Source organism: Vibrio celticus, assembly GCF_024347335.1.
Lineage (GTDB): Bacteria > Pseudomonadota > Gammaproteobacteria > Enterobacterales > Vibrionaceae > Vibrio > Vibrio celticus.
Genome location: NZ_AP025463.1, coordinates 675,175 through 689,178, shown reverse-complemented (window position 1 = coordinate 689,178; position 14,004 = coordinate 675,175). Strand labels below are relative to the sequence as shown.

9 protein-coding genes are annotated in these 14,004 nt (G+C 44.8%); 6 read left to right on the top strand and 3 right to left on the bottom strand.

Going from position 1 to position 14,004, the window contains the following annotated elements; all coding sequences use genetic code 11:
• Positions 1-3 precede the first annotated feature (3 nt).
• Both ygjK and OCV19_RS03305 read left to right on the top strand, forming a co-directional pair.
• Positions 4-2,379: an alpha-glucosidase gene (gene ygjK / locus OCV19_RS03310; protein WP_065677563.1), complete on the top strand. Its 2,376-nt coding sequence runs from the start codon at positions 4-6 to the stop codon at positions 2,377-2,379.
• Between the two features lie 392 nt (positions 2,380-2,771).
• Positions 2,772-4,112, top strand: coding sequence for an MATE family efflux transporter (locus tag OCV19_RS03305; protein ID WP_017070359.1), 1,341 nt, complete (start codon positions 2,772-2,774; stop codon positions 4,110-4,112).
• Positions 4,113-4,196: 84 nt separating this feature from the next.
• On the opposite strand, the gene OCV19_RS03300 is transcribed toward OCV19_RS03305, so the two are convergent.
• The gene (locus tag OCV19_RS03300; protein WP_065677562.1) at positions 4,197-5,891 is read right to left on the bottom strand and encodes a solute:sodium symporter family transporter; all 1,695 of its coding nucleotides are present in this window, start codon (positions 5,889-5,891) and stop codon (positions 4,197-4,199) included.
• A gap of 101 nt (positions 5,892-5,992) precedes the next feature.
• Positions 5,993-8,095, bottom strand: coding sequence for an alpha-galactosidase (locus tag OCV19_RS03295; RefSeq protein ID WP_065677561.1), 2,103 nt, complete (start codon positions 8,093-8,095; stop codon positions 5,993-5,995).
• A 248-nt stretch (positions 8,096-8,343) separates the two neighbouring features.
• On the opposite strand from OCV19_RS03295, the gene OCV19_RS03290 reads away from it, so the two are divergent.
• The 3 genes from OCV19_RS03290 to OCV19_RS03280 all read left to right on the top strand — a co-directional run bounded on the left by OCV19_RS03290 (position 8,344) and on the right by OCV19_RS03280 (position 11,666).
• Entirely contained in the window at positions 8,344-9,417 is a 1,074-nt protein-coding gene (locus OCV19_RS03290) for a LacI family DNA-binding transcriptional regulator (RefSeq protein WP_065677560.1), read from the top strand.
• A gap of 272 nt (positions 9,418-9,689) precedes the next feature.
• Entirely contained in the window at positions 9,690-10,811 is a 1,122-nt protein-coding gene (locus tag OCV19_RS03285) for a phosphatase PAP2 family protein (protein WP_240508221.1), read from the top strand.
• Positions 10,812-10,904: 93 nt separating this feature from the next.
• On the top strand, positions 10,905-11,666 hold the full coding sequence (locus OCV19_RS03280) for an IS5 family transposase (protein ID WP_086738309.1): 762 nt from the start codon (positions 10,905-10,907) through the stop codon (positions 11,664-11,666).
• A gap of 69 nt (positions 11,667-11,735) precedes the next feature.
• On the opposite strand, the gene OCV19_RS03275 is transcribed toward OCV19_RS03280, so the two are convergent.
• On the bottom strand, positions 11,736-12,668 hold the full coding sequence (locus OCV19_RS03275; RefSeq protein WP_065676100.1) for a LysR family transcriptional regulator: 933 nt from the start codon (positions 12,666-12,668) through the stop codon (positions 11,736-11,738).
• 100 nt (positions 12,669-12,768) lie between these two features.
• Here OCV19_RS03275 and chrA point away from each other — a divergent pair, with 100 nt between their 5' ends.
• The gene (gene chrA / locus OCV19_RS03270) at positions 12,769-13,914 is read left to right on the top strand and encodes a chromate efflux transporter (RefSeq protein ID WP_065676101.1); all 1,146 of its coding nucleotides are present in this window, start codon (positions 12,769-12,771) and stop codon (positions 13,912-13,914) included.
• The last annotated feature ends 90 nt before the right edge of the window (positions 13,915-14,004 follow it).

Genomic DNA, 14,004 nt, shown 5'->3' with positions numbered 1-14,004 from the left:
ACTATGAAACTGAACAAATCATTCGCAGCTATCGCTATCGGTGCAGCACTTGTTGTTACTGGTTGCTCATCAAATACAGGCTCTGAAGAGCTTCAAGCAAGCCAATTTAAGAACGTTATCGACCGTACTGGCTCACCAGAATACATGCGTGATTACGACTTCGATGACCACCAGCGTTTCAACCCATTCTTCGATTTAGGTGCATGGCACGGTCACCTACTGCCAGACACAGCTGAAGGCATGGGCGGCTTCCCGGGTACTGCTCTGCTTACCGAAGAGTACATCAACTTCATGGCTGACAACTTTGATCGCCTAAGCGTGTTCAAAGACGGAAAAAAAATCGAATTCACGATGGAAACTTACAGCCTACCGGGCGCATTGGTTCAGACACTAAAATCTGACGATGTGACAGTAGAAATGACGCTGCGTTTTGCTTCTAACCGTACCTCTCTGCTAGAGACCAAAATCACCACCGACTCACCGGTTGAATTGGTGTGGGATGGTGAACTACTAGAAAAGACGCACGCCAAAGAAGGCGTGGCACAAACCGACAAAACAATCGCTGAGACTTACCCTGAGTATGACCGTCAAATCGTCGCAACTGACGATGGCTTGAAGGTGACTTTCGGTAAGGTGCGTTCAACGTGGGGTCTACTGACTTCTGGTGAATCTGAATACCAAGTTCACAAGTCGATTCCAACACAAACCACAGTGGATGGTTTAGCGTTTACTTCAACGGCAAACATTGAAGCATCGACCACCATCTACACGACTTACTCGCATGTTCTAACGGCAGAAGAAGCGAAAGCTGAACAGCCAGAAATCAAAAAGATCATGGCAAACCCGACCGACTTCTTAGCCGCATCTGAAGCGCGTTGGGAAGGTTACCTAGAAATGGGCCTGACCAACCCGAATGCAACGCCAGAGCAAGAGCGTGTTGCGGTAAAAGCGATGGAAACCCTAAACGGTAACTGGCGTGGCGCTGCTGGTGCGATGGAGTTTGATTCTGTCACTCCATCGGTAACCGCGCGTTGGTTCTCAGGTAACCAAACTTGGCCTTGGGACACATGGAAACAAGCCTACGCAATGGCTCACTTCAACCCAGACGTAGCGAAAGATAACATCCGTGCAATGTTCGCTTACCAAATCCAAGCCGACGATGCCGTTCGCCCTTGGGATGAGGGCTACGTGCCCGATCTACTCGCTTACAACCTAAGCCCAGAACGTGGCGGCGACGGCGGTAACTGGAATGAGCGTAACACCAAACCAAGCCTAGCAGCATGGGCAGTAATGGAAGTCTACAAGACCACCAGCGACGAAGCTTGGCTACAAGAGATGTATCCAAAGCTCGTGGCATACCATGATTGGTGGCTACGCAACCGTGATAACAACGGCAACGGTGTTCCAGAATACGGCGCAGCACGCGACAAAGCACACAATACACCTGAAGGTGAAATGTACTTCACCGTGGTTCGTGGCGATAAGCACGAAACAGTCGTAGGCCAAGCGGCACTGGATAAAGTGATTGCAGAGGGTAACTACGATTACATCGAGAGCCCCGCACAAACGGCTGCATCTTGGGAATCAGGCCGTGACGATGCAGCCGCATTTGGCTTCATTGATAAAGATCAGCTAGACGCATACGTTGCAAACGGTGGTAAGCGCAGCGATTGGGATGTTGAGTTCGCTCAAAACCGCGCTGAAGACGGCACACTGCTAGGCTACTCGCTACTGCAAGAATCTGTCGACCAAGCAAGCTACATGTACAGCGATAACAAGTACCTAGCAGAAATGGCTGACATTCTAGGTAAAGACGCAGAAGCAAAAGAGTTCCGTGAAAAAGCAGAACACCTATCGAACTACATCAACACTTGTATGTTCGACGAAGGCACTAACTTCTTCTACGACATTCGCATTGAAGACAAACCACTAGCCAATGGCTGTGCAGGTAAACCGATTGTAGAACGTGGTAAAGGCCCTGAAGGGTGGTCACCACTGTTCAATGGCGCAGCAACGCAAGATCACGCTGATGCGGTTGTTTCTGTGATGAAAGATACCTCAGAGTTCAACACCTACGTTCCGCTGGGTACGGCAGCGCTTTCTAGCCCAGCATTTGGCCCAGATATTTACTGGCGTGGACGCGTATGGGTAGACCAGTTCTACTTCGGCCTTAAAGGCATGGACAGCTACGGCTACCGTGATGATGCGATTGAAATGGCAGGCGCGTTCTTTGACCATGCTGATGGGTTAGTTCAAGACGGTCCTATCCGTGAGAACTACAACCCACTAAATGGTGAACAACAAGGCGCACCAAACTTCTCTTGGAGTGCGGCTCACCTGTACATGCTTTACAACGATTTCTTTACTGACGCAGAGTAAATCAAACCTATACCTGTCTTCTGGAATTCAATGAAAACATAACCTCATAAATTTCAGACTTTGGCACTCAGTATCTCGCTGAGTGCCTTTTTTACACCTGAAGCAAAATAAGCGAACAACAAGCACTTAGACCATTTGGCCTACCATGATCCTTTTACTCAATTCGCTGTACTCCGCTAACACGGGCAACCTTTTACTCACAAAAAAACAAAGAGTGCTCTTGCTATGAAATCCCGCTCAAAAATTTCATCACTCTCATTGAAACATTGGTTTCTGAAGACTTATTCAAATTTTATTTATCCTTATTAGCCTTCCGGACATTAATTTGATAGTCGTTTACTAAATAATCGCTAAACTATAGTGTCGCCTACCCCTTTTTTGAGAAAACCTAAATGCCTAATGCTGATTCCACCCTAAACAAACGTATGGGAATCGTTGCGCTCACCTGGCCAATTTTTATCGAAGTTCTTTTAAGAACCGCACTCAACACCAGTGATGTATTCATGCTATCGGGATACTCGGACAAAGCCGTGTCTGCCGTTGGTGTTATTTCTCAGATATCCTTTTTCCTGATCATTGTTTCGACCATGGTCAGCAGTGGTACGGGTATTTTAATCGCGCAGTACAACGGTGCCTCCCGCACTCAAGAGAGCGCTCACGTGGGTGTAGCAAGTATCATTCTAGCCATTATTGCAGGTGTGCTACTGAGTGTGATTGCCGTTCTTGTTGCTGAATATTTTATCCCGCTTTATCAACTCGAACCTCAAGTTGAACAGTACGCGCAAGAATACCTGTTCATCAGTGGTGCTCTCACCTTCAATGTAACCATAGGTGTGGTTCTCACCACTATTTTGCGCAGTCATGGCTATTCAAAGTCACCGATGGTGATCAACATGATTGCTGGCGTTATCAACGTATTCGGTAACTACTGCGCCTTATATCAACCTTTTGGTTTGCCTGTATACGGCGTGCAAGGGGTTGCGACTGCGACCGTCATTAGCCAAGTGATCGGGATGTTGATCTTGATTGGTGTGGTCAGAAGCAAAGGTATTGATCTACCAGTGAAGCAGTTTAAATCTGTGCCTAAAGCCATCTATCAAAAAATCATTAAGATCGGCTCGATGAACGCAGGAGAAGTGCTCTCTTATAACATGGCTCAGATCAGCATTACCTTCTTCGTGGTGCAGATGGGCACCTCTTCACTGGCTGCGTTTACTTACGCACAAAACATCGCTCGTCTCTCTTTTGCGTTTGCACTGGCAATTGGTCAAGGCAGCCAAATCCAAACTGGCTATTACATTGGTAAGGGTTGGATTGACGAGATCACCAAGCGCGTGCAACGTTACTTTGTGGTTGGCTTTATCGCCTCAACTGCGATTACCTGCATGGTTTATGTGTTCCGTTTCGAAATTCTCGATCTGTTCACGCAAGATCCAGAGATCATTGCGCTAACGGCGGCACTGATTGCAGGTTCCATCATTCTTGAAGCTGGCCGAGTATTTAACCTGATCTTTATCTCTTGTCTAAAGGCCGCTGGCGACATTAAATTCCCGATCAAAATGGGTATTCTCAGCATGTGGGGCATTGGGGTTGCCATGAGCTATTTGCTTGGCGTGCATTGGGGTTATGGCGTATTAGGTGCTTGGATGGCAATCGCGATGGACGAGTGGTTCCGCGGAATCATTATGGCCTATCGCTGGCGAGCTAAGAAATGGACTCGATTCTCTTTTTAGACTTCCATTTATCTTCACAAGATCGAAAAACGCCGCTCCTATTTCCAAAGAGCGGCGTTTTCGTTTTTAATTACCCTAACTCATCTACGCGGTCGCAAGTCCTTTCTTACGCTTTGCTAATCGGCCCAAAATACCGACTAACATCACGATGCCACACACACCGTAAACCTGCATGATGGTTGGATCATCAGATACAAAGCCCACATCAGAGAACATCACGTAAGCACCTAATACCATGTAGAGAATGATAGCCGAAGCCTCGAAACGGAACTCCCAAGGTGTCACATCAATATTCTCATTGACTGGCATCACGTACTCAGACTCACGTGGCATAAAGTAGCCAATGATGAACATCAGCGCTGTACATACAACAAACAGAATCGCCAATTGGTGTAAGAAGTGAATAGGTGTTTTGAACACTAACTGCATCGCAGCGTATGAACTTACAAATACCACCAATGCCACTTTAGCCGCTAGAGCTGGCACACGTTTAGAGATGTAACCCACAAACACGATAGTGAAGATTGGCACACTGAAGAAGCCCGCTACCATTTGTAGGTATTGGAACAAACCTTCTGGTGCGTACATGATGAATGGTGCGATACATACCGAGATAATCGCGATCACAACGCCAAAGATACGGCCTTTACCCACTAGCTCTTCATCCGTTTTACCTTGGCCAAACAAAGGTTTGTAGACATTCAATGCAAATAGAGTGGTCGAACTGTTAAGCACACCATTAAATGTACTTAGGATGGCACCAAACATCACCGCAACGAAGAAGCCCACCAGCGGTTTAGGCAAAACTTCATTCACTAAACGAGTGTACATGGTATCTGGGTTACCAGCATCTGCGCCAAACATATGGAAAGCGATAATACCTGGAATGATCAAAAACAGCGGAGAGATAACCTTAATCGCACCAGCAAGGATAACCCCTTTCTGACCTTCTTTCAGGTTCTTAGCACCCAATGCGCGTTGAATGATGGATTGATCAGTACCCCAGTAGTACAAGTTCACCAAAAGCAGACCAGTAAACAGTGTTGAGAACGGCAGTGGATCAGTCTCTGTACCAACCGATTGCAGTTTCTCTGGCGCGGCATAAAGCAGAATATCCAAGCCAGCACCAAAGCTGCCCTCACCCAACACCATTAAACCAAACACGGGGATCATCATGCCGCCAATAATAAGACCAACACCATTAATAGTATCGGCAATCACGACCGCTTTGAGTCCACCATAAATCGCGTAAAAGAAACCAAGTAGACCGATCGTCGCTGAAATTAGGGCAATAGAGCTGAATTCTGAAATATTAAGCAGAGCTTGAACATCAAAGATCTCTCCCAGAACAACGGCACCGGCATAAAGTGTGGTTGGCAAGATATTGATGACGTACTGGCACAAGAAAAGTAACGTCACAAACTTCTTCACCGACATGTCGTAACGGCTCTCTAAGAAATCAGGAATCGTCGTTATCCCTTGCTTCAGGTAACGCGGTACCAGCATCAAAGCGATGATCACCAAAGTGACACCAGAGGCCACTTCCCACCCCATGACACTCATGTTATGGGTATAAGCTTGTGCACTCATGCCAACAAAGCTAGTCGCGCTCAAGTTGGTTAAAATTAGGGAGCTGGCAATCAAACCACCGGTTAAGCTTCTTCCGCCAAGAAAGAAACCGTCTTGTGAGGTGTTCTTGTCATTTTTAACTTTGTTGTAGGTAAACGCGACAACAAAACCAGTAAATAACAAGAATGACAGCAGAACTGTAATAGACATTTTGTTTTCCTTAAGTTTAGTTATTGCGGCAGCAATTCCTCGCTGCCGATTATATTTTTATATTTAGAATTTTATTTGTAGGGGTACTCAGAGTTAGCGTTTCATATCTTTTTCAGATGAACAATCAAGGCAGACTCTGGGTCGAGAATAGGTAAGGTCAATCCAATCTCTTTGAGGTTATCGCCACTCAGGGTTAACGTTTTGTCGAGCCATTGGGGGCGTTGTTTCATCAACTGGAAACTGGTTTTTGGCATGTCCACTAACTTCACTTGATACATCGCGTTGTCTTCCACGCAGCTAATACGAAGTGGCGAAGGCAGAGCATATTCAGGCATCGCTAATTGGCACACGGTGATCAGCATTTCATCGTCATTTTCAACGCCATAAATGTTCTGATTTTTGTCCGAAGGATCCATTCGGAAACTACGACCAGAATGCAAAACATGACGAAATTGCTTATGCAGTGAAATGTAATGTGAGAATGCTTGTTTCTCTTCCGGTGACTCTTTAACAGGGTCAAGCTCAACACCCATATGCCCCATGAGTGCAGTTACACCACGCATATTGATGCTGTGACGACGGTTGGTTGAGTGGCATTCTGCTGGGCCAATGTGCGCCCCCATCACTTCTGGTGGGAAGAAGTAACTCATGCCTTTCTGAATGGCTTGGCGCTCTAAGGCATCATTACAATCCGATGCCCAGAAACGATGTGTTCGTTTTAGAATTTCAAAATCGATACGGCCGCCGCCCGAAGAACAAGATTCAATCTCGACTTCTGGGTGCGCTCGATTCAACTCATCAACAAGGCGATATAGCGCTTTAGTTTGACCATGCACAGCAGCTTTACCTTGATGCCCAGGTTGAACCAACTCTCGGTTCATGTCCCACTTAAGGTAAGTGATGTTGTATCGAGTCAAAAGCGCATTGAGGCGTTCATACAAATAGTTAAAACACGCTTCATTTTGTAGGTCTAACACGTACTGCCAACGGCCAGATGGTTGATGATACCCTTGTAAACCAAGCACCCAATCAGGATGATTTCGGTAAAGATTAGAATCTTGGCTTACCATCTCAGGTTCAACCCACAACCCGAACTCCATACCCTGTTGATTAACATGTTCAATCACAGGTTCTAAGCCATTTGGGTATTTCACCTCATCCAAATACCAGTCGCCCAGTGCGGTACGTTCACCATCACGCCCCACAAACCAACCATCATCAATAATGAAACGTTCAACGCCCATCACGCCCGCTTCCGTTGCCATCTTCATGATGTACTCAGGCTTGTGATCAAAATAGATCCCTTCCCATGTGTTTAAATGAACGGGACGAGGTTTTTCGGTTGGGAATTGAATAATATTGTCGCGAACAAATTGCTGAAAACGCTGAGCAATACCGTTCAAGCCAGAATTGCTGTAACAGGCATAGAGCCAAGGTGTCTGATAAGTAGCCTCTGGTTCTAGAATCGATTCACCCGCTAGCAATAACTCTCCCGCTTGAACAAAGCGGCGGCCATCACTACGAACATCCGCGCGCATTTGGTGGTTACCGCTCCAACCCAAATGAAATCCCCACACCAAACCGTTCTGCTCTGAGAACCCTTGAGTGCCTGCAAACATGCCAGGGAAGTTTTCATGTGAAGTACGACCGCGACGGTTCTCTTGCATGAAGCCGCCATGTTCAAAACGCTGACGTTGCGTTTGAAATTCATGACACCAACGGCCATGGAACGTCATGAGTTCGTTGGCGTGATTCGGCAATGGCAACGTAGAAGAAAGCTTATTCAGGTAGTATTTATTGCTGCCTTTATTGGTGATGGTTACACGCTTTTGGACGACGTCAGATTCGAAATCCAGTTTGATCTCAACCTTAAGATCCAGTAGAGCAACCTTGTCTTCAAGGAGGAAACTCACTTCTTGATCTTGAGCATCGTAACGAACTGTCTTAAAGACGGGAGCCCAATCAAGCCCTTCTCTATGACCTTCAATGCCCGGAGCGTTAAAGTGCCCACTGCCTAACTCAGGACAAAGAGAGAGAGGCACATCCACATCAAGTCGTGCTTGGGAAATCGGTCTCTCTGTCGAAAGCAGAAGATCTTCATCAATACTTGCGATCTTTGCCCCCCAATGCAAAACCTCTGGAACACGCCCTGATTTAATGATCAAACTATGGTTTTTACTCTTTAAGTGAATAAATTCGTTCATTACTAATCTCTATTGTTTTCGTAAACATAATATAGAAATAATAGTGAACCCATCACGCCAGATTAGTATCCAAAACCCACAAAATCGTGATGTAAATTGGCTTTAATATTCGAAAAATTTGCACAAGATCGACTGTTTCCGCAAACATTTTTAATGTTTTAAAAGACATTTATTTGAGAGTGAGCAGAGTTTAGTTTGGTAAATTTCGGTAGGCTTATTTCACTCTAAAATATTCGATGAGCAGAGCGATGAGTATCACCTTCAAAGACGTAGCAAAACTGGCAGGGGTATCCACCCAGACGGTATCTCGAGTAACCAATGGCTCACAAGACGTCGCGGAATCCACCCGTAACAAGGTTAACGCCGCCATAAAGCAACTGGGATATGTACCCAATAAAGGTGCGCAAATGCTCAGTCGAGCCAAGTCCACCAGCGTTGGTTTAGTCACTCTCGATATGGCACTGCATGGCGCAGCAATGATCGCCAATGGCGTGCGAATGCAGGCTCATGATATGAGTTATGGCGTCGCTTTCTCTGTTGTTTCCGAGCCTAATCTCGCGAACACCCGTGAGGCTATTCGTGAACTGATGGCTCAACAGGTCGACAGCATTATTCTGAATGTGCCTTTAAAGAGTGCCGATGCAGAATTGTTAGTGGAACAATATCAGCACCTCAACCTTATCTTCATTGATGTCCCTTCTAACAGCCAAGTGAACTATGTTTGCGGTGATCATGCGGAAGGAGCAAAACTGGCAGCTCAACATCTACTTGAAAGCGGACGAACGGACTTCCTGCTGATCACTGGCCCGAATGAATCCAGTGCCTCAAAGATTCGTCATCAAAGTTGGTTAGCCGTGTTATCAGATGCAGAGAGTAAGGTGCAGTATCAATATCAAGGAAACTGGCAAGCAGAAAGTGGTTACCTTGGCGTTCGAGAAGCTGTCTCTAAACAAGCCGTATTTGATGCCGTGTTAGTGGCAAGTGATCAGATGGCATTGGGAGCTTTACGTGCACTGCAAGAACTGCAGATACCTGTCCCTGATAAGGTTGCGGTCGTCGGCTTTGATGGAATCGAGGACAGTGCGTTTTTTAATCCACCATTGACCACCATCAAACAAGACTTCACCACGATTGGTCGACAAGCTGTGATACTTGCAGAGAAGCTCAACGCCAACTCACAAGATGCTTTATTGCAGCACCATATCGAAACGGCATTACTCCCAAGAGAAAGCAGCCAACCGATAGTGACGGCTCACTATGAAAAACAAGAGATCGAGCAACTGCTAAAAAGGATTCAGACCCTTTTGCCAGAATCGACATAAAAGAAAAAGCGCTAGGGGGAGCTAGCGCTTTAAGACCAACTAAGTCCGTTTAGCCTGGTAGTTTTTTAAGCTATATCATGAGGATATAACCATTTTTTTACTTAGGTAAATCAAAAATCCTATTCTTTACGACTGCTTTGAGTCGTAAATTAAGTATAGTCGGGTTGCGAAAAATGGAAGGAATTATTTCGGTTATTTTTGCTAAATCGAATAAAGCTAAAGTAGAAAACCAGCTCAAATGAACTAACCTTTAATCATGATAGGAAATCTTGATGAAGGGCTATATGGATTCAGAGACGACCACCGCCAAACCCGCTCCTCAAAAAGAACAATCAAACTTATTGTCGTCTTTACTTCATGAATTCAGAAGAAACAAACTGATTTTATGGTACGTGGCATTCATTGCTCCGCTCACCTTAACCATCAACCTATTTGTCCCAAATAATATGAAGTATGACATCTATAGTTATATCGATGTCTTAATGACTATTTGCTATGTCACTTTTATTATCTGGGCAACGTATTACTATTGTTATTTACTGTTTAAGAGAGAAAAGAAACCAACCATACGGTTCATCAAAAAAGTGAAATCATTGCTATTTCCTATCTCGAAACCCATTTACTTTACCTTGTTAATGCTCGCTTTGAACATCTCATTTTCGAGTTACACGTTTATCAAGTCACTCATCCCCCACTTCAACCCTTACACTTTAGACCTCGCTTTTTACCACTTAGATAAGTGGTTACACTTTGGCGTATCTCCATGGGAAATCACACACTTCTTCCTGCCAAATGCAGCTTCAACTTTGGTGATGAACTTCTTATACAACTTATGGTTTTTTCTGATGTGGGGGATGTTACTTTTTTTCATCATCTATCGAAAAGATGACCAACTTCGTAATCAGTTTATCCTCACCTTCTTGATATCTTGGTTTCTCCTAGGTAACGTCATAGCGACGCTGTTGTCGTCTGCGGGCCCCGCCTACTTTCACCACTTCTATGAACAAGATCTCTATCTTAGGTTAATGGAACGTCTACAAGCGCAGGACCTCCAGTTAAAGCAAGCGAATCTATTCCCACTTTGGATGCTATCCGCGCAGGATATGCTTTGGGATAGCTATGTTACAGGCGTAAGAGGCCGAGGAACGGGGATATCTGCTATGCCTAGTTTGCATGTCACTATCGCCGTATTAATGGCAATGACAGCATTTAGGTTGAACAAAAAACTGGGATATTTAGCGTGGGGCTATGCTTTAATTGTCCAGATCGGCTCCGTTCACTTGGCTTGGCACTATGCAATCGACGGATACTTAGGGGCGATATTAGTCGTCGCTCTTTGGCATGTTATTGGGTACTGGTTGCGAAGACGAAAACCACTAATCAAAGTCCCATAAACTAGGGCGTGTTGATCTTTCGTGAGTGTTTTTTGAACAGCATGGTAAAGAGTTATAATTTGCTTCGCCAAAAGTAAAACCATAACCAATACCATGCCAAGAACAATGCTAACTGATATTCGCTGGGAACTGCTACTCCAAGTTATGAAAAGTACAGGTCGTATTTACGATAAAACTGAACATCGAATGACATTTGAAGGAATACTTTATCGAATGAGAACAGGTATTCCTTGGCGAGATCTACCCTCTGAGTTCGGAGAGTGGAGTACCGTTTACAGACGATTTAATCTTTGGTCAAAGAAAGGGATTTTAGATAATCTTTTCAAAAGCTTATCTAACATGGCTGATTTTGAATGGGTATTTCTTGATGGCTCTATAGTTAGAGCACATCAGCATAGTACAGGTGCAGCTACTGAAAGTTCAGAGCAAATAGGAAAAAGTCGCGGGGGCAACTCAACCAAAATTCACTTAGCCGTAGATAGTGGTGGCCTGCCGATTTGCTTTGATTTATCAGAGGGACAACGCCACGATATAGTGCATGCCGAAAGCTTAGTTGAGCAACTCGATGAAGTTAATACCATCGTTTGTGATAAAGGATATGACAGCGAACCTTTCCGTATTTTTGTTAAGGAACGTGGCGGAGAAACGGTAATTGCTAAACGCAATTACGGACAAGATATAGACAAAGACAGTATGGATTGGTGTTTATACAAGTATCGTCACTTGGTCGAAAATGCCTTTGGGAGAATTAAGCATTATCGAGCTATTTCAAGTAGATATGATAAGCTAGAAAGGAATTATGCCAGCATGTTATCGCTGGCATTCATGTTAATGTGGCTACCGATGTATTGTTGAACGCGAAATGTACAGCAAAGATCAACACGCCCTAGATATGTACCGCCCCTTATCACATCGGATAACGAGCTACTCTCCTCGACCTGTTACCTCTTCAACCGCCTGACTAATGGTTTTTCTCAGATGGGTGTTTTTATCATCGAGTTGCTTTCCTTTGCGATAAACAAGTTGAATGTCGAAATCAGGAACCTCTATCGGCGGGGCAACAGCGATCAGCGAATTCTCCATATTAGAGTCAGTTCGAGCGACCAACTTAGGCACAATACACAGCAACTTTCTTCCACTTATCAGCCGTTTTACCGTCAAAAAATTACTCGATGCAATCGCAACTTTTCTCGCATAACCGAGTTCCGCTAATTTCATGTCTACGCCCGTTTTTAGAGAACCATTGGGGGAAACTAATGCATGATCGACAGAAACAAATGTCTCTAGCGACATCGGAAGCTCAACACCAAGCACTGAGCTATCAAGTAAGCAAACGTGCTGCTCGGTATAGAGATGTTCAATGCCATATAGCTTAGGCACTTCACCAAAGCTGCCTATCGCAATGTCTAGCTTAGCCTCTTCAAATACCTGCTGGTAATTGGTTCGATTAACGTTAAGAAATGCAACTTGAGAGTTTGGCGAAGCTTGTTTAATAAAATCGAAGATCATTGGGCCAAACATCTGTTCCGCGTAATCGGTAAGTCCGATCTTCCAGCTGCCTTTATAACTATCAACTTCGAACCTTTTGGACAACAGAACTTCAGATTGAATAGTATTAAGCAACGCATCGACAGTGCTTGATAATTCAATCGCTCGGTCGGTCGCTTCCATCTTACTACCGACACGCTCAAACAAAGGGTCATCAAACAGCTTTCTCAGTCTTTGTAAGCTATGACTCATCGCTGATTGGCTGACATAACAACGTTCTGCCGCCTTACTCACACTGTTGGTTTTATATAGAGCTTGCAGTGCAATCAATAAGTTAAGGTCAATTCCTTTCCAGTTAAAATCAGCCACAAATCAATCCCATATCATTCATAATTATAATTAAAACAATTAATTTGAATCATAGTTTAACTCCACCTAAATTACGCTAAACATTTATCTGGAATCGATCATGCTTTCAATTTTTAAAACCTTTTTCTGGCTTGGCTGGATTAGCTTCGGTGGACCAGCGGCACACATTGGCTACTTCCGTAAAACCTTTGTTGAGAAACTGAATTGGTTATCCGACGAAGAGTACGGGCAAATTGTCGCCCTCAGTCAATTTCTGCCGGGTCCAGGCTCAAGTCAGGTTGGCTTCGCGGTTGGTTACAAAAAAGGTGGCTTAACCGGTGCGATTGCCGCATTTGTCGGCTTCACCTCCCCTTCTGTCATCCTAATGTTGATATTGGCCTTAGTGAGCAACCAGTTGTTGGAAGCACCGCTTTTCATTTCAATCATCCACGGACTTAAGCTACTCGCGGTCGTGGTTGTAGCTGACGCCACTTTCGGCATGTACAAAAACTTTTGCCAATCAAAGATAGCAACAGCACTGTGTGTGATAACCGCGATTGTTCTACTTTTAATTCCTGGGATCTGGCCTCAGGTATTAGTTCTATTGTTTGCTGCTATGGTTGGCAGTAAGTTCTTAACCTCACACGAATTAAAAACAGCACCTTCGACGCACAAGATATCGTTAACACCACTCGTGATTTTCGTTGCTTTACTGGTTGGTCTGCCTCTATTCAGTGCTTACTCTCAAGGCATTGAAGTATTTGGCTTGTTCTATCAAGCAGGCAGCCTAGTATTTGGTGGCGGCCACGTGGTACTTCCGCTGCTACAAAATGGCATTGGTGACCAACTGTCTCAAGATGCCTTCCTAACCGGCTATGCCGCAGCGCAAGCCGTACCGGGCCCGATGTTTACGTTAGCCACTTACCTCGGTTATGTATTAATACCATCAGCACCGATCACTGGGGCACTGCTCGCAACGATTGCGGTGTTCTTACCGGGCTTCTTATTGCTATTGGGTGTACTGAAGAACTGGCAGGCAATTGCGAGTAAGCCTCTAGTAGCTGGGGCGCTTACAGGTGTGAATGCGGCTGTAGTCGGCTTATTACTTGCGGCTCTATACCAACCCATCTTCACAAGTGCAGTGAGTAGCGGCTTAGACTTCGCTCTGATCATTGTTGGTGTTTGGCTATTGAAAACCGTGAAGATGCCGATTGTAGGTTTAGTTGGTACCTTTATCGCAGCTGGTGCGATGCTTAACTATTTATAATTAAGTACTTAGATACCCAACTTTGATACAAAACTGAGTGACAAATATTAGCCCCTGATAAGGAAATTCATCAGGGGCTAATTCATTTGT